The sequence below is a fragment of the Siccibacter colletis genome, from assembly GCF_000696575.1.
Lineage (GTDB): Bacteria > Pseudomonadota > Gammaproteobacteria > Enterobacterales > Enterobacteriaceae > Siccibacter > Siccibacter colletis.
Genome location: NZ_JMSQ01000026.1, coordinates 169791 through 187826, shown reverse-complemented (window position 1 = coordinate 187826; position 18036 = coordinate 169791). Strand labels below are relative to the sequence as shown.

At 59.2% G+C, this 18036-nt stretch carries 13 protein-coding genes; 6 read left to right on the top strand and 7 right to left on the bottom strand.

Annotated features, from left to right (window positions below):
• Positions 1-149: 149 nt before the first annotated feature.
• The 3 genes from copA (at position 150) to ybaK (ending at position 4224) form a co-directional block, all read left to right on the top strand.
• Complete coding sequence (copA, locus tag ET34_RS0117995) at positions 150-2651, top strand: copper-exporting P-type ATPase CopA (RefSeq protein ID WP_031524392.1); 2502 nt, start codon at positions 150-152, stop codon at positions 2649-2651.
• Positions 2652-2739: 88 nt separating this feature from the next.
• A complete protein-coding gene (locus ET34_RS0117990) occupies positions 2740-3540 on the top strand; it encodes a TraB/GumN family protein (RefSeq protein ID WP_031524390.1) in 801 nt (266 codons plus the stop codon).
• A gap of 204 nt (positions 3541-3744) precedes the next feature.
• Complete coding sequence (ybaK, locus tag ET34_RS0117980) at positions 3745-4224, top strand: Cys-tRNA(Pro)/Cys-tRNA(Cys) deacylase YbaK (protein ID WP_031524388.1); 480 nt, start codon at positions 3745-3747, stop codon at positions 4222-4224.
• 157 nt (positions 4225-4381) lie between these two features.
• Here ybaK and ushA read toward each other — a convergent pair whose 3' ends face one another.
• Positions 4382-6034, bottom strand: a complete 1653-nt coding sequence (ushA, locus tag ET34_RS0117975) for a bifunctional UDP-sugar hydrolase/5'-nucleotidase UshA (protein ID WP_031524386.1) — start codon at positions 6032-6034, stop codon at positions 4382-4384.
• Between the two features lie 176 nt (positions 6035-6210).
• Between ushA and ET34_RS0117970 the strand changes: the two genes are divergently transcribed.
• Positions 6211-7431, top strand: a complete 1221-nt coding sequence (locus ET34_RS0117970) for an MFS transporter (protein ID WP_031524385.1) — start codon at positions 6211-6213, stop codon at positions 7429-7431.
• 250 nt (positions 7432-7681) lie between these two features.
• A complete protein-coding gene (gene ybaL, locus ET34_RS0117965; protein ID WP_031524383.1) occupies positions 7682-9385 on the top strand; it encodes a YbaL family putative K(+) efflux transporter in 1704 nt (567 codons plus the stop codon).
• Positions 9386-9515: 130 nt separating this feature from the next.
• Here ybaL and ET34_RS0117960 read toward each other — a convergent pair whose 3' ends face one another.
• Together ET34_RS0117960 and hemH are read right to left on the bottom strand one after the other, a co-directional pair.
• On the bottom strand, positions 9516-10820 hold the full coding sequence (locus tag ET34_RS0117960) for an inosine/guanosine kinase (RefSeq protein ID WP_031524381.1): 1305 nt from the start codon (positions 10818-10820) through the stop codon (positions 9516-9518).
• Positions 10821-10883: 63 nt separating this feature from the next.
• Positions 10884-11849 (bottom strand): ferrochelatase, encoded by a 966-nt coding sequence (gene hemH, locus ET34_RS0117955; protein WP_031524380.1) that lies wholly within the window; start codon positions 11847-11849, stop codon positions 10884-10886.
• Between the two features lie 181 nt (positions 11850-12030).
• Here hemH and ET34_RS0117950 point away from each other — a divergent pair, with 181 nt between their 5' ends.
• Positions 12031-14010: a PhoX family protein gene (locus tag ET34_RS0117950; RefSeq protein WP_031524378.1), complete on the top strand. Its 1980-nt coding sequence runs from the start codon at positions 12031-12033 to the stop codon at positions 14008-14010.
• 60 nt (positions 14011-14070) lie between these two features.
• Here ET34_RS0117950 and adk read toward each other — a convergent pair whose 3' ends face one another.
• The 4 genes from adk to ET34_RS0117930 form a co-directional block, all read right to left on the bottom strand.
• Entirely contained in the window at positions 14071-14715 is a 645-nt protein-coding gene (adk, locus tag ET34_RS0117945; RefSeq protein WP_031524377.1) for an adenylate kinase, read from the bottom strand.
• Between the two features lie 342 nt (positions 14716-15057).
• Positions 15058-16932 carry a molecular chaperone HtpG gene (htpG, locus tag ET34_RS0117940; RefSeq protein ID WP_031524375.1) on the bottom strand — a complete coding sequence of 625 codons (1875 nt, stop codon included), beginning with the start codon at positions 16930-16932 and terminating at the stop codon, positions 15058-15060.
• Between the two features lie 111 nt (positions 16933-17043).
• A complete protein-coding gene (gene recR, locus ET34_RS0117935; protein WP_031524373.1) occupies positions 17044-17649 on the bottom strand; it encodes a recombination mediator RecR in 606 nt (201 codons plus the stop codon).
• Positions 17649-17978 (bottom strand): YbaB/EbfC family nucleoid-associated protein, encoded by a 330-nt coding sequence (locus tag ET34_RS0117930; protein WP_024550997.1) that lies wholly within the window; start codon positions 17976-17978, stop codon positions 17649-17651. The genes recR and ET34_RS0117930 overlap by 1 nt, the downstream gene beginning before the upstream one ends.
• Between the last annotated feature and the right edge of the window lie 58 nt (positions 17979-18036).

Genomic DNA, 18036 nt, shown 5'->3' with positions numbered 1-18036 from the left:
AGCTGAAATATATATTCACCGGGCCGCAATGCTAATTTCCCGACAAAGCACCCAGCAACCTCATCACCACCGGCACAGCAAACTTTTCTTGACCTTCCCCTTAATGGAAGGTTTACCCTTATCCTGACGAATCAGATAAGGAGCGAATCATGTCTCACACCATTGAACTGGCGCTGGATGGCCTGACCTGCGGTCATTGCGTCAAACGCGTTAAAGAGAGCCTGGAGAAACGTCCCGACGTCGAGCAGGCAGAAGTTACCCTGACGTCAGCCCAGGTGACCGGCAGCGCTTCCCCGGACGCGCTAATCGCAACCGTTAAAGACGCGGGATACGACGCGACCCTCAGCCACCCAAAGGCTAAACCGCTGGCGGACTCAGAAACCCCGTCGGAAGCACTGACAGCGGTTCCCGATGCGCTTCCGGCAGACGAGCCGACCGATGACAGCCAGCAGCTGCTTATCGGCGGCATGAGCTGCGCCAGCTGTGTCACCCGCGTCCAGAAAGCGCTTTCCGGCGTGGACGGGGTGACGCAGGCACGGGTCAATCTTGCGGAGCGCACGGCGCTGGTGATGGGCCATGCCTCCGCAACCGATCTTGTGCGCGCAGTAGAGGACGCCGGCTACAGCGCGGAAGCCATTGAAGACGACAATATACGCCGCGAGCGCCAGCAGCAGACCGCGCTGGCGGCCATGAAGCGTTTTCGCTGGCAGGCTGCCGTAGCGCTGGCGCTGGGCATTCCGGTGATGATCTGGGGCATGCTCGGCGACAACATGATGGTCACCGACGCCAACCGCACCCTGTGGTTGGTTATCGGCCTGGTGACCCTCGCGGTGATGGTGTTCGCGGGCGGTCACTTCTATAGCAGCGCCTGGAAAAGCCTGAAGAATCGCGCTGCCACGATGGATACGCTGGTAGCTCTCGGCACCGGCGCGGCCTGGCTCTATTCGATGAGCGTTAACCTCTGGCCGCAGTGGTTCCCGATGGAAGCGCGCCATCTCTATTACGAAGCCAGCGCCATGATTATCGGCCTGATTAATCTCGGGCATATGCTGGAAGCCCGCGCACGTCAGCGTTCGTCAAAAGCGCTGGAGCGCCTGCTCGACCTCACCCCGCCCACCGCGCGGGTGGTAACCGACCGGGGCGAGAAAACGGTGCCGCTGGCCGAGGTGCAGGCGGGCATGATCCTGCGTCTGACCACCGGCGATCGCGTGCCGGTAGATGGCGCTATTACCCAGGGCGAAGCCTGGTTTGATGAGGCGATGCTCACCGGCGAACCGGTGCCGCAGCAAAAAAGCGACGGCGAGGGCATCCACGCCGGGACCGTGGTGCAGGACGGCAGCGTGCTGTTCCGCGCCAGCCGCACCGGTAACCAGACCACGCTGGCACGCATTATTCATCTGGTGCGCCAGGCCCAGAGCAGCAAGCCGGAGATCGGCAAGCTGGCTGACCGTATCTCGGCGGTGTTCGTTCCGGTGGTGGTTGCTATTGCGCTGTTCAGCGGCGCGATCTGGTATCTGTTCGGCCCGGCTCCGCAGATCGTCTACACCCTGGTCATTGTCACCACGGTGCTGATCATCGCCTGCCCGTGCGCCCTGGGTCTGGCAACGCCGATGTCGATTATTTCCGGAGTGGGACGGGCCGCTGAGTTTGGAGTGCTGGTGCGGGATGCCGATGCGCTGCAGCGCGCCAGCGAACTGGACACCCTGGTGTTTGACAAAACCGGCACCCTGACCGAGGGCAAACCGCAGGTCACAGCCGTCGAGACGGTAAATGGCGTCAGCGCAACTGATGCTCTGCGTCTGGCGGCCGCGCTGGAGCAGGGTTCCAGCCATCCGCTGGCGCGCGCTATTCTCGACAAAGCAGAGACGGCATCGCTGCCGGTGGTTAGCGCGTTCCGCACCCTGCGCGGTCTGGGCGTCGCCGGGGAAGCCGACGGCCACCGGTTGCTGCTCGGCAATGCCGCGCTGATGCAGGAGAACGGCATTGATACCGCGCCGCTGGCGCAGGCAATGGATGACCAGGCGCAGCGCGGCAGTACGCCGGTGCTGCTGGCAGTAGACGGGACGCTGGGGGCACTGCTCGCCATCCGCGATCCGCTGCGTGATGACAGCCGCGATGCTCTGGCCCGTCTGCACCGCGCCGGTTACCGGCTGGTGATGTTAACTGGCGATAACCCTACCACCGCCCGAGCTATCGCTCGCGAAGCCGGTATTGATGAAGTGATTGCCGGCGTGCTGCCGGACGGCAAAGCCGAGGCGATCAAACTACTGCAGGCCGCAGGCCGCAAAGTGGCGATGGTGGGCGACGGCATCAACGATGCCCCGGCGCTGGCCCAGGCCGATGTGGGTATCGCGATGGGCGGCGGTAGCGATGTGGCAATTGAAACCGCAGCCATCACCCTGATGCGCCGCAGCCTGACCGGCGTCGCCGATGCGCTGGCGATCTCCCGCGCCACGCTGCGTAACATGAAGCAGAACCTGCTGGGGGCATTTATCTACAACACGCTCGGCATCCCGATTGCCGCCGGGATCTTCTGGCCGCTTACCGGCACGCTGCTCAATCCGGTGGTCGCCGGGGCCGCGATGGCGCTCTCCTCCATTACGGTGGTGAGCAATGCCAACCGCCTGCTGCGCTTTACGCCGAAGCAGTAATCCTGCTGGCTCACCGGGCTACCGGTGAGCCGCAGTTTGCACCTTCCTGCCGGGCGCGCTAGCATGATCTTTTAGCCCCGGAGGAATGATGAGCCTGTTCAGTCGCTTACACGCATGGTGGTCCGCCCTTACCGCAGGCACCTCTCCCTGGCCCGCTATCGATATCACCTTACCCGGCAATCGCCACCTGCATCTGGTGGGCAGCATCCATATGGGAACCCGCGATATGGCCCCGCTGCCGGCAAAGCTGGTGGCGAAGATCGCCGCCGCCGACGCGCTGTTTGTTGAAGCCGATATCAGCGGCGGCAATGCCCCGTTTCATACCCCCGACTACGACCTGCCGCTGCGCGAACGTATTCCTTCCACGCTCTGGAACCAGCTGGAGCAGCGCGCCGCCGAGCTGGGTCTGGACATCGCGACGTTTGAACAGCAGCCGCCGTGGCAGGTGGCGCTGGTGATGCAGGCCCATCAGGCGCAGCGCCTGGGTTTGCGCCCCGATTTTGGCATTGATTATCAGATGATCAACGCGGCGAACGCGGCGGCAGTGCCGATTCAGGAGCTGGAGGGTACGCAAAGCCAGATGACGCTGCTGGAGACGCTGCCTGACGAAGGGCTGGGGCTGCTGGAGGATACGCTTACCCACTGGCATACCAATGCGCGGTTGCTACAGCTGATGGTGAGCTGGTGGCTGGACGCGCCGCCGCGCCAGAAAGTGGTTGAGCTGCCCGCCACTTTTGGGCATGAACTCTATGATGTGCTGATGCATCAGCGTAATCGACGCTGGCGCGAGCTGCTGCTTGCATTGCCGCCAGGGCGCTATGTGGTGGCCGTGGGGGCGCTCCACCTCTACGGGGAAGGTAACCTGCCGGCGCTGCTGCGCGCAGGATAAAAAAATGGCCAATATCGCTATTGGCCTGTCAAAGAGGAACGTCATTATTATTGTGATTATCCCGCCAGCCGTAGCCGACAGTGGTTAAAAATTGTCTCGCAAACGCGGAGCAACTACCAGAACAATTCAGCAAGCTGATACTATTTTTTGCCGATGACCGCAGCGTATGCTGGGCCTGGTTACTAAAAAAGGCAGAGTATAACAATGACACCCGCAGTGAAATTACTCGAAAAACAGGGCATCTCCTTTCAGCTTCACGTCTACGATCACGATCCGGCTGAAACCAATTTTGGCGATGAAGTGGTGCGTAAACTCGGGCTGGATCCGGCGCAGGTATATAAAACCCTGCTGGTGACGCTGAATGGCGATGCAAAACAGCTGGCGGTGGCCGTCACGCCGGTGGCGACTCAGCTCGATCTGAAGAAGGTCGCCAAAGCGCTCGGTGCGAAAAAGGTAGATATGGCCGATCCGATGGTAGCCCAGCGTACCACCGGCTATCTGGTGGGCGGCATCAGTCCGCTGGGCCAGAAAAAACGCCTGCCGACGCTGATTGACGCCCCGGCGCAGGATTTCCCGGCGATCTACATCTCCGGCGGCAAGCGCGGGCTGGATATCGAACTGGCGGCAAAGGATCTCGCCGCGCTGCTCAACGCGCAGTTTGCGGATATCGCGCGGCGAGAGTAATTCCGCCGCAACGCCATCATTCTTGTAGGGTGGGTAAACACCGCGCCTTCACCTTTTGCGAGTACGGCGGGTGCGTAAACTTACCCGCCCCACAACACCCATTTGCATTCCGTAGGGTGGGTAAGCGCAGCGCACCCACCTTTTGCTTCGCAATGCGCTACTGCCACACCACCTCGCCTTTCGGCTCCAGAGTGCCGACATCCAGCGGCGAGCTCTGCTGGATATACTGCTTGAGCACTTCGGCATCCACGAAACCGGTATTCACGTAGCCCGGTTTGCTGTCGATATGCGGATAGCCATCCCCGCCGGTGGCGTTAAAGCTCAGCGTCGCCATACGGTAGGTTTTCGCAGCGTCCACCGGCGCACCGTTGATTTTCAGGTCGCGCAGCGTACCGCCCTGTGCTGTAAAGCTGACGTTAGCGAACTGCGGATAGGCACCGGAGTCCGGCTTCATCTGCGCCACGGCGGTCAGATATTCCGTCACCTCTTTCCCGGTCATATCCACATACACCACGGTGTTGCCGAACGGCTGTACCTTGAGCACATCTTTATAGGTGATATCGCCCGGCTCGATAGAATCGCGGATACCGCCGCCGCTCATCACCGCGAAGTCCGCCTGGGTGCGCGCCATCTGAGCATTGAGGATCAGGCGCCCCATATTGGTCTGTACGAAACGCACCTTGCTGCGATCGCCCTCCAGCTTGCCGTTGACGTTACCGATCTTCACGCCAAGCTGCGCCTGCCCTTTATTCTGGAACGGCGTCAGCAGTGACAGCATCGGCTGATTCTCCGGGATCTGCGGGGTGTAAAGTACGCGCTCACTCTCGCCGTTGTCCCAGGTGATCTTTTTCTTCAGGTTGATGGGGATGAGCTGATAGCGCACCAGCTTCATTTCGCCGTTGCGGAAGGTAAAGTCGGCGCGGCCCACGTATTTGCCCCACTCGTGAGCCTGCACGATCCAGGTGCCGTTCTGCTGGTCAGGCGCACACGGCGTGCCGGGCACGTAGTCGGCCTGCTTTTTATTCTCCGACGCCATGCACACCGGATCTTGTGAGTGACCACCCACAATCATTGCCAGCGCTCCCGCCGGCAGGCTGCGCGCCAGCTCCACGTCGCCCGGCGCGTTGGAGCCGTGGTTGCCGTTGTCATAGTGGCCCATATGGGTGACGGCAATAATGACGTCCGGCTTCTCGTTCTGCTGCAGCTCCTGAATCACCAGCTTCGCTTCGTCAGCGGGTTTGCGGAACTCGATGTCAGTGAAGAACTCCGGGTTACCGATTTTTGCCGTGTCATCGGTGGTGAGGCCCATCACCGCAATTTTGATGTCCTGCGGCTTGAAGATGGCCCAGGGTTTGAACAGGCGTTGATTGGTGCTTTTTTGATAGATATTGGCCGAGAGGAACGGGAATTTGGCCCACTTCTCCTGCTGGCGCAGCACGGTGAGCGGATTATCAAATTCGTGATTACCGACCGCCATTGCATCGTAGCCAATCATGTTCATACCGCGGAAGTCCGGCTCGGCGTCCTGCAGATCTGACTCCGGCACGCCGGTGTTGATGTCGCCGCCGGAGAGCAGCAGCACACTGCCGCCGCTGGCCGTCACTTCCTTGCGCACTTTATCCACCAGCGTTTTTTGCGCGGCAAGGCCATATTCGCCATGCTCATTGCGCCAGAAATGGCCGTGGTGATCGTTGGTATGCAGGATGGTGATGTTATAGGTTTTATCCTGCTCCCAGGCGAAGGCCGGCAGGCTGGTCGCCGACAGCGCGGTGAACAACGCCAGCGCCAGGCTTTTCTGTGAAAACGTCATCTCTCTCTCCCTGAATTATCGGTAAAGGCAGAAATTACAGTGGGCTGACATGATCTACAAATAAGATTTCAGAATTGCGACTTTCCTCAAATCACGGGGAACGGTATGTTAGCGGAATAATAATCAGCAGGCTTACTCACCTGTACGCTTCCGCAATCATCGTAACGTTGGATCCTATGGCTATCAGTGAACAAACCGGGGCGTTGCCCGGTAAACCCGCGTCGTCGCCCCAGTCCCGGACCGCTTTCGGCATTCTGGGCGCTATCAGTCTTTCGCATTTATTAAACGATATGATCCAGTCGCTGATCCTGGCGCTGTACCCGCTGCTGCAGGCTGACTTTTCGCTGTCGTTTATGCAGATCGGGATGATCACCCTCACCTTCCAGCTCGCGTCCTCGCTGCTGCAGCCGTTCGTCGGCTACTACACCGATAAGTACCCGATGCCGTGGTCGCTGCCGATCGGCATGTGCTTCACCCTGTGCGGGCTGATCCTGCTGGCGGTGGCAGGCAGCTTCACCACCGTGCTGATCGCGGCGGCGCTGGTCGGCACCGGCTCGTCGGTGTTTCATCCGGAATCCTCCCGCGTGGCGCGCATGGCCTCCGGCGGGCGTCACGGCCTGGCGCAGTCGCTGTTTCAGGTCGGCGGTAACTTCGGCAGCTCGCTTGGCCCGCTGCTGGCCGCGCTGATTATCGCCCCCTACGGGAAAGGCAACGTCGGCTGGTTCGTACTGGCAGCACTGCTGGCGATCGTGGTGCTGGCGCAAATCAGCCGCTGGTACGCGGCGCAGCACCGCGTCAACAAGGGCAAGCCGGTGGAGAAAGCGGTTAACCCGCTGCCGCGTAACAAGGTGGTGCTGGCGATCGGCATTCTGCTGGCGCTGATTTTTTCCAAATACTTCTATATGGCGAGTATCAGCAGCTACTTCACCTTCTACCTGATGGATAAGTTCGGCATGGGGGTGCAGACCGCGCAGTTTTATCTGTTCGCGTTTCTGTTTGCCGTTGCCGCCGGAACGGTGATTGGCGGGCCGATTGGCGACAAGATTGGGCGCAAGTATGTGATCTGGGGGTCCATCCTCGGCGTTACGCCGTTTACCCTGCTGCTGCCCTGGGCCTCGCTGTGGTGGACCGGGGTGCTGATCGTGATTATTGGTTTCATTCTGGCGTCGGCGTTTTCCGCGATTCTGGTCTACGCCCAGGAGCTGCTGCCGGGGCGGATTGGCATGGTGTCAGGGCTGTTTTTCGGCTTCGCTTTTGGTATGGGCGGGCTGGGCGCTGCGGTACTTGGCGTGGTAGCTGACCACACAAGTATTGATCTGGTCTACAAGATCTGCGCTTTTCTGCCTCTGTTGGGCATTTTGGCAATCTTCCTGCCTGAAAACCGCGATAAACCGTGACTCCCGCTGGCCTGTAATATATTACAGGCCACTTTCTCACGCCTTATTTCTGTCGTTCCCCGCCAATTAACCTGCTAATAACCCTCTGATTCACATTTTTTGCCTTCAAAAGCCTTTTTTCATTAGCATTCAACAATTATTCACAAACGCCGATAAGTAATTTGTCATAAACTAAATACTGGAGTTATGGCTTCGCATCCCGGATCGGATGCTGGCCATCGTGGATCAACGACTTACGAAAGGAGACGGAATGCATCACGCCACCCCGCTAATTACCACCATTGTCGGCGCCCTGGTACTTGCCTTTATATTTGGCATGCTGGCGAACAAGCTTCGCATATCACCTCTGGTCGGATATTTATTAGCTGGCGTGCTGGCCGGGCCGTTTACGCCAGGCTTCGTTGCGGATACTAAACTTGCGCCCGAGCTGGCTGAGCTTGGCGTTATCCTGCTGATGTTTGGTGTCGGTCTCCACTTCTCCATTAAGGATTTGATGGCGGTAAAGTCCATCGCCATCCCCGGCGCGATAGCCCAGATTGCTGTGGCGACGCTGCTGGGTGTGGCGCTCTCCACCTTCCTTGACTGGTCGCTGATGACCGGCATCGTGTTCGGTCTGTGTCTCTCGACCGCCAGTACCGTGGTGCTGCTGCGGGCGCTTGAGGAGCGGCAATTAGTCGACAGCCAGCGCGGCCAGATTGCGATCGGCTGGCTGATTGTTGAAGATCTGGTGATGGTATTGACGCTGGTGCTGCTGCCCGCGATTGCCGGGATGCTGGAAAAAGGCAACCTCGGTTTTGCCACCCTCGCGCTGGATATGGGCATTACCATCGGCAAAGTGGTGGCCTTTATTGCCCTGATGATGTTGGTAGGCCGCCGCCTGGTGCCGTGGATCCTCGCGCGCAGTGCTGCCACCGGTTCACGCGAACTCTTTACCCTTTCGGTGCTGGCGCTGGCGCTGGGCATCGCCTTTGGCGCGGTGGAGCTGTTTGACGTCTCCTTTGCGCTGGGTGCGTTCTTCGCCGGGATGGTGCTGAACGAATCCGAACTAAGCCATCGTGCAGCCCACGATACCCTGCCGCTGCGTGACGCGTTTGCGGTGCTGTTCTTTGTCTCGGTGGGGATGCTGTTCGACCCGCTGGTGTTAATTCAGCAGCCGCTGGCGGTGCTGGGCACCGTGGCGATCATTATCTTCGGTAAATCGCTGGCGGCGTTCGGGCTGGTGAAAATGTTCGGGCACTCGCAGCGCACCGCCCTCACCATTGCCACCAGCCTGGCGCAGATTGGTGAATTCGCCTTTATTCTGGCCGGTCTTGGCATGGCGCTGGACCTGCTGCCGCAGGAGGGTCAGAACCTGGTGCTGGCAGGGGCAATCCTGTCGATTATGCTCAATCCGATCCTGTTCGCACTGCTGGAGAAGTATCTCGATAAGACCGAGACGCTGGAAGCCCAGACGCTGGAAGAAGCTATCGAAGAAGAGAAGCAGATCCCGGTGGATATCTGCAATCACGCGCTGCTGGTGGGCTTTGGCCGCGTCGGCAGCCTGCTTGGGGAGAAGCTGCTGGCCCAGGGCGTGCCGCTGGTAGTAATTGAAACCTCGCGCAGCCGGGTGGATGAGCTGCGCGAGCGCGGGATTCGTGCAGTGTTAGGCAATGCGGCGAATGAAGAGATCCTCAACCTCGCGCACCTCGACTGCGCGCGCTGGCTGCTGCTGACCATCCCCAACGGTTACGAAGCCGGAGAGATCGTGGCGTCGGCGCGTGAGAAGTGCCCGAACATCGAGATTATCGCGAGGGCGCATTATGACGATGAAGTGGATTACATTTCCGAGCGCGGTGCCAACGAAGTGGTGATGGGCGAGCGTGAAATCGCCAATACCATGCTGGCACTGCTGGATAAAAAGACCCCGGACGAGCTCGACATGGCACCGACGCCGCATCCGTCGCTGCAGCAGTAACGCCTTCCTGGGACCACGGCGGGTGCGCTACGCTTACCCGCCCTACAGGGCTGATGCCGACATGTAGGGTGGGTAAGCGCAAGCGCACCCACCATTAAGCCCGGACACCCAGCATTAAGCCCCACTCAACTCACCGATCCCAGTACGCCTCTTCGAGGCTGTCTTCGCGCTCCGGCAGACCGCGGGTCAGACGCGGAGAGTGCTGATTCAACACCTGATAGCTGACACGGTTAGCGTATTTACACACCTGCGCCAGCGAGGAGTAAGTCAGCCAGGTGAACTGGTGCTTGCTGGAATTCGGCACGTTATTGCGGTGGTAGTTATTTGCGGTGATGTCGTGCAGCAGCGCCGCCAGCGCGCCATCGCCGGCACCGTTGGTGTTCATGATCTTCTCCGGGCCGCCCATGTACGGGGCGATATGCGAGAAGATACGCAGCGGATTCTCGCAGTCCTGGAAACGCATTGCGCGGCTAAACTCATACTGGTTGAATTCGGCAATCGCCCCCGGCAGCAGCGGATGCTGGGTTTTACGCTTCGCTTCTTCCTCGGTAAAGCCCGCCATATAAAGCCCCACCGGCCCGGCGGTGCAAAGCACCAGATCCACCCAGTCGAGCGCTTTGTTGGCGGCCATCAGCGGGTCGTTTTCCCCGGTCAGCGCCTCGCCCTCTTCTTCGTTCATCGCCAGAATCGAGACGTGCTCCTTCAGGAAATCACGCCACCACTGCGGGTTATCGGCAATCACGTATTTGGTGCCCAGCGTCAGCACTACCGGCACGTTGTGCTTTTTGGCATAAGCGATGGCCTGCATGGTGGCATCCGGCATCGGTTCGCCCGGCTTGCAGCGCACCAGATAGGAGGTCAGCACCAGCGCCGATGCGCCGGCAATCACCGACTCGGGAATACTCTCGGGGCGCAGCTGGTTCATCTGGCCCGGGCTGATGGCGAAGGTACGCTCGCCGTTTTCGCTGATGAGCGTAAAGCAGCGGCCAATCGCCCCGTCCACGCCCTGTAAATAGTTGAGATCGGTACGGCTGGAGGTGTTGCACAGATAGCGATAGGCGTAGCTGCCGATCTGCACGTTGTTGCACATCACGCCGAGCAGCACCGAGCGGTCATCGGCCAGCGCCGAGTAGTTGTGCATGGTATTGCCGATGGTGCCGCCGGCAAACTGATGGGTAATCAGATTTTCGCGAACCAGCTCCTGGTAAAGCGCTTCCGCCACGTCATCTTCAATCACCAGCGAGTGCCCGAGGCTCAGGCCGTAGCGCGTGACAAACTCGTCATCGACTTTGGCTTCAATATCCACCAGCGTCTGGTCGATACCGACCACCCAGGAGGTGCCGGCTTCGCTCTCCGGCTGAATTTGCTTCAGCAACGGGTCGCGGTCACTCACGGGGAAATAGTGTTTGGATTTACGTTTACCGGGAAATTTCATGGTCTTGCTTTACGATGGGGAAAGAGGCGGAGAATGGTAGCACACTCCCCGCCCGGCGTGCGATTAGCGGTAAGGCTGGGTCAGGTTCACCATCATCTCGATGTGATCGTCATTGTCGTTAAGTGCCGGTATGTATTCATATTTCTCACCGCCCGCCTCCAGGAAAAATTCACGGTTCTGTACCGCAATCTCTTCCAGAGTTTCGAGGCAGTCGGCGGCAAAGCCCGGACTCATTACCTGAATGTGCTTCACGCCCTTCTCACCAAGCATTTTCAGGGTTTCATCGGTATAAGGCGTCAGCCACGGCTCGCGGCCAAAGCGCGACTGGAAAGTCATCATCACCTTGTCCGGATCCAGCCCCAGAGCATTGACCAGCTCACGGGTAGTGTCGCGGCAGCGCTGCGGGTAGTCGTCGCCTTCGTCGGCGTAACGCTGCGGAATACCGTGATAGGAGAGCAGCAGCAGATCCGGCTCGCCGTGCTCGGCAAACGAGCGGCGCACGGTATTCGCCAGCGCGGCGATGTAGTCGCTGTTGGTCGCGTAGTCGCGGATAAAACTCAGCGACGGCATATAGCGGGTTTTGGCGAAGATGCGCCCGAGTTCGTCCCACACCGCAGCCACGGTGGAGCAGGAGTACTGCGGATAGAGCGGCAGCACCACGATATGGGTGACGTCCTGCGCCATCAGCGCCTGCACCGCGCTCTCAAGCGACGGCGAGCCGTAGCTCATGCCGAGCGCCACCGGCACGTCAGCGCCCAGTCGCGCCGCCAGCGCTTTCTCCTGCCGACGGCTGTAAACCATCAGCGGCGAGCCCTCTTCCATCCAGACAGACTGATACAGTTTCGCAACCCTGGGTGAACGAATGGGCAGAATGACGCCACGCAGCAGCGGCCACCACAGCAGACGCGGCGTATCCACCACGCGTCTGTCGCTTAAGAACTGTCGCAGATAGCGTTTTACCGCCGCAGGGGTAGGCGCATCGGGTGTCCCGAGGTTCGCCAGCAGAATGCCTGTTTTAGCCTGACTCATTACCGTCCCTTCTCTCAAAATTAGGCGCTAATTGTAGCGTGAATGTGTGCAAACGAAACCAATTAGTGCGAAAGGAAACGCTGTCTGCCGTTGCGGTTAATGTTATAAAACTGTAACAAAGCCACCCTACACTGGCTGTCGTTTTCGTTCTCCTCTGGTAAGTAAACGACAGGAAGCCGCAATGAGCAGACCACTTAAGTCCGTATTCAAAAAAGAACATAGCGACGACATCAGTAACCGCAGCGATAACCCGGTATTTTCCAGCGTGGCCAACGCTTTTCTCTCCCGCCGCCGCTTTTTGCAGATGGGCGTGGTAGCCGGTACCGCCGTCTCCTTCCCGATGCTGCTGAAGCCGGAAGAGGCTTTTGCCGCGCTGACGCAGACGACGCCGTCTACGCTTGCCAAAGCGGTGTCGCTGGGCTTCAAAAGCATTCCGGTTTCCTCAGAGGACAGCGTGATCGTGCCGGAAGGCTATATCGCTCGCCCGTTCTACCGCTGGGGCGATGCCACCGGTATTCAGGGCAACCTGCCGGAATTTAAAAAAGATGGCAGCAACACCAAAGACGAGCAGGCCGCTCAGGCCGGGATGCACCACGACGGTATGGCCTGGTTCAGCCTGCCGCAGGGCGGTGCCAGCGCTGATCACGGTCTGCTGGCCCTTAACCACGAATACATTGATAACGGTATGCTGTTCAAAGACGGCACCGCCAACTGGAACCTTGAGAAAGCGCGCAAGGGCCAGAACGCGATGGGGATCTCCGTTATCGAAGTGAAGAAGCAGGGTAAAGAGTGGGAAGTGGTGCGTCCGTCCACCTTCGCCCGCCGCATTACCGTGAATACCCCGATGCAGCTCACCGGCCCGGCGCGCCACAATGCGCTGGTAAAAACCGCTGCCGATCCGCAGGGTGAAACCATCCTCGGTACCATGCAGAACTGTGCTAACGGCCACACGCCGTGGGGCACCTACCTGACCTGCGAAGAGAACTGGTCAGATATTTTCGTTAAGAAAGCCGATCTGAATCCGCTGGAAAAACGCTACGGCATCGCCGATGAAGATGAGTCCTACCGCTGGAATGAGGTGGACGAGCGCTTCAGCGTCGATAAAACCCCGAACGAGCCGAACCGCTTTGGCTGGGTGGTAGAGATCGACCCTTATAACCCGGACTCCACGCCGCGCAAACACTCGGCGCTGGGCCGCTTCAAGCATGAAGGCGCCGCCGTTACCCTCGCTGCGGATAACCGCGCGGTGGTCTACATGGGCGACGACCAGAAATTCGAGTACATCTATAAGTTCGTCTCCGACAAGAAATACGATGCCGCTAACCGCGATGCCAATATGGCGCTGCTGGAGTCCGGCACCCTTTACGTGGCGAAATTCAATGAGGATGGCAGCGGCGAATGGCTGCCGCTGGTGCACGGTCAGAACGGCCTCGACAGCAGCAAGGGCTTCGAAAACCAGGGCGACCTGCTGGTGAAAACGCGTCTGGCGGCGGATGCGGTTGGCGCAACGAAAATGGACCGGCCGGAGTGGATCGCCGTCGATCCGCACGCCGCGGGCAGCGTCTACTGCACCCTGACCAACAACAGCGATCGCGGTAAAGAGGGCAAAGCGCCGGTCGATGCCGCCAACCCGCGCGCCAACAACGTCTTCGGGCACATCATTCACTGGCTGGAAGCCGATAGCGATCCGGCGGCCACCGCGTTCAAATGGGACATTCTGGTGATGGCCGGTCGTACCGACGGTGCGGATGAGAAAGCCAAAGGCTCCATGCAGGGCGCGGCGTTCGGCAGTCCGGACGGCCTGTCGTTTGACCATCGCGGCGTGCTGTGGATCCAGACCGACGTCTCCTCCAGCACCATCAACCAGAAAGCCTATCAGGATATGGGTAACAACCAGATGGTGGCGACCATTCCGGGCACCAACGAATATCGCCGCTTCCTGACCGGGCCGCGCGGCTGCGAGATCACCGGCATCGCCTTTACGCCGGATAACCGCACGCTGTTCATCAACATCCAGCATCCGGGCGAAGGCGGCGACGATATCACCGATCCGGCTAACCCGACGGCGGTATCGACCTGGCCTGACGCCGATCCGGCAGGACGCCCGCGTTCGTCAACGGTGGTGATTGTTAAAGCCGACGGCGGCATTATCGGTACCTGATCCCGTACCTTTCGGGCATAAAAAAACCGGGCATTGCCCGGTTTTTTTGTCTCGCTCAGCTTAGCCGAGGATGTTTTCCAGCTCGGCGCGCACGTCGCTCACGGCTTTGGTGCCGTCAACTTTGGCATATCTGGTATTGCCTGCCTGCGCTTCCTGCTGGTAGTAGCCGATCAGCGGCGCGGTCATCTGATGGTACTCCACCAGGCGCTTACGCACGGTCTCTTCCTGATCGTCTTTACGGGTAGAGAGATCTTCACCGGTCACATCGTCTTTACCTTCCACCTTAGGCGGATTGAATTTGATGTGGTAGACGCGGCCAGAGGCGGCGTGTACGCGACGACCGATGATGCGGTCTACGATCAGCTCGTCCGGCACATCGAATTCCAGCACGTAATCAACGTTGATACCGGCTTCTTTCATCGCATCCGCCTGCGGGATGGTGCGCGGGAAACCGTCGAGCAGGAAGCCGTTACGGCAGTCTTCCTGAGCAATACGTTCTTTCACCAGTGCGATAACCAGCTCGTCAGTCACCAGTTTACCGGCGTCCATGATGTCTTTTGCTTGTTTGCCCAGCTCAGAGCCGGATTTCACTGCGGCACGCAGCATGTCCCCGGTGGAGATCTGCGGAATACCGTATTTCTCCATGATGAACTGTGCCTGAGTGCCTTTACCAGCGCCCGGAGCGCCAAGCAGAATGATACGCATTGCGTAATTCCTCATACCTGTGAATTTTTTAGTGCTTCGATTAGGGCGAAAACCATACCACTAAAGGCAGTATCACGACAAGGAAACGGCGGGGAACGGGCCGGTTTGGCGTGTTTCATGACGTTTAAAACAGCATTTCGGATTGCGCCTGGCATCTGTACGGCAGGACGTTCGCTTTTTGGCGGGTGCGCAGGCTTACCCGCCCTACGTCACCCGGGTCTCTGATACATCTGGTTTTCCAGGGTGGGTAAGCGCCTGCGCACCCACCATTTCCTGCATTATAAGAAACAAAAAAGGCAGAAGCGCGTTACGCCTCTGCCTTTTACTACACCGTCAGTTAACTTACGACACCAGCAGCTGGTTCATGCGGCGGATAAACTGGTTTGGATCTTCCAGCGTACCGCGCTCGGCAAACAGCGCCTGATCGAGCAGCAGCTCTACCCACTGGGTAAACTGCGCGTCGTCCTGGGTATCCGCGGTGCGTTTCACCAGCGGATGATCCGGGTTCAGCTCGAAGATGTATTTCACGTCCGGCACGGCCTGACCCGCCGCCGCGAACAGCTTCGCCATCTGGGTGCTCATCTCGTCGTTGTCGGTGGTGACAATCGCCGGGGTGTCGGTCAGACGATGCGTCAGACGCACTTCCTTCACGCGCTCGCCCAGCAGGGTTTTCACGCGCTCAACGAACGGCTCCAGCGCTTTCTCGGCTTCTTTGGTGGTTTCATCCACTTCATCCGCCAGCTTATCCAGCGACTCATCGGCTTTAGCCACGGACTGGAAAGATTTGCCGTCAAACGCGGTGAGATAGCTCATCATCCACTCGTCGATGCGGTCGGAGAGCAGCAGCACTTCGATGCCCTTCTTACGCAGCAGCTCAAGGTGCGGGCTGCTCTTCGCGGCGGCATAGCTGTCGGCGGTGATGTAGTAGATCTTCTCCTGGCCGTCTTTCATGCGCGACACGTACTCTTCCAGCGACACGGTCTGCTCGGAGGAGTCGGTGTGGGTCGTGGCGAAGCGCAGCAGTTTAGCGATAGCTTCCTGATTGGCCTGATCTTCCGCCGGCCCCTCTTTCAGCACCAGGCCAAACTGTTTCCAGAAGGTCTGGTATTTTTCGGCATCGTCTTTCGCCAGTTTCTCCAGCATCTGCAGCACGCGTTTGGTCAGCGCGTTACGCAGGTTGCGGGTCACGGTGCTGTCCTGCAGGATTTCACGGGAAACGTTGAGCGGCAGGTCGTTGGAATCTATCAGGCCACGAACGAAGCGCAGGTAGTTCGGCATGAACTGCTCGGCGTCGTCCATGATAAACACGCGCTGCACGTAGAGCTTCAGGCCATGCTTGTGATCGCGGTTCCACATGTCCCACGGTGCCTGGGCCGGGATGTAAAGCAGGCTGGTGTACTCCTGCTTGCCCTCAACACGGTTGTGGCTCCAGGTCAGCGGATCGGTGAAGTCGTGAGCGATGTGCTTGTAGAACTCCTTGTACTCGTCCTCTTTCACTTCCGCTTTATTACGCGTCCACAGCGCCTGAGCCTTGTTGATTTTCTCCCAGGAAACCACGGTTTCGCCGTCTTTCTCTTCTTTCTGTTCGATCTCAACCGGCAGCGCGATGTGGTCAGAGTACTTGCTGATCACCGAGCGCACGCGCCAGTCGTCGAGGAATTCGTCTTCGCCTTCGCGCAGATGCAGAGTGATTTCGGTGCCGCGATCGGCTTTGGTGATGTCGCCCACGGTGTATTCGCCTTCGCCGGCGGATTCCCAGAAAACCCCTTCTTCCGCACTGACGCCGGCGGCACGGGTGCGCACAGTCACTTTATCCGCCACGATGAACGCCGAGTAGAAGCCGACGCCAAACTGGCCGATAAGCTGGCTGTCTTTCGCCTGGTCAGAGCCCATGGATTCCAGGAAGGATTTGGTACCGGATTTAGCGATGGTGCCCAGGTGATCGATCACGTCGTCACGGGTCATACCGATACCGTTATCGGCAATCGTCAGGGTGCGCTGGTCTTTATCAAACGAGACGCGCACGCGCAGCTCGCCGTCGCCTTCGTACAGGTCCGGGTTAGACAGCGCGCGGAAACGCAGTTTGTCTGCCGCATCGGAGGCGTTGGAGATAAGCTCGCGCAGGAAGATCTCTTTGTTGGAATAGAGAGAATGGATCATCAGGTGCAGAAGCTGTTTTACTTCTGACTGGAAGCCACGTGTTTCTTGTCCTTTCATGTGGATAAACCTCAACAATGCCATTTACGGGGTAAAAAACAGGTTGAGTGAGAGATGGGGATAGCGGGCGGAAATTTCAAGCGACGATGCGCAGCGCGCACCGTCGTTTGATTAGAAACTAATCTTGTGGCGTCCGGCCAGAGAGTGCGACAGCGTGGTGCCATCGACCATTTCCAGCTCGCCGCCGACCGGCACGCCGTGGGCGATGCGGCTGGCTTCCACGCCGTACTGCGCGCAGAGTTCGGCGATATAGTTCGCGGTCGCCTCCCCTTCCACCGTCGGGTTGGTGGCGAGGATCACTTCTTTCAGCGGCTCAGCCGACAGACGCTGCTCCAGACGGTCCAGCCCGATGTCATCCGGCCCGATGCCGTCGAGCGGGGACAAATGCCCCATCAGCACAAAGTAGCGGCCGGAAAACTGCCCGGTCTGCTCAATGGCGTGGATATCCGCCGGGCTCTCCACCACGCAAATCTGGCCGTTCTCCTGGCGACGTGCGTTGGTGCAGATGTTGCACAGCTCCTGCTCGGTAAACGTGCGGCAGTCCGCACAGTGACCGATCTCGGACATGGCGCGGGTCAGCGCCTGAGCCAGGCGCATACCGCCGCTGCGATCGCGCTGCAGCAAGGTAAACGCCATGCGCTGCGCTGACTTCGGGCCAACGCCCGGCAGACAGCGCAGTGCTTCCATTAACTGCGTTAACAGTGGGCTGGTTTGCATCAGAACGGCATCTTGAAGCCTGGCGGCAGCTGCATGCCGGAGGAGACGGACGCCATCTTCTCTTTCTGGGTCTCTTCGATGCGGCGCGCAGCGTCGTTAAACGCAGCGGCGACCAGATCTTCGAGCATATCTTTATCGTCTTCCAGCAGGCTCGGATCGATCTCCACGCGACGGCAGTTGTGCGCACCGTTGATGGTGACTTTCACCAGACCCGCGCCGGATTCACCGGTAACTTCCAGCTGCGCGATCTCTTCCTGCACTTTTTGCATTTTGTCCTGCATCTGCTGGGCTTGCTTCATCAGGTTACCCAGACCGCCTTTACCAAACATACTCTTCTCTCTTCGCGTAAGGCCGTCTCACCGCAAGCGCGATAAGCGACACTGAGGT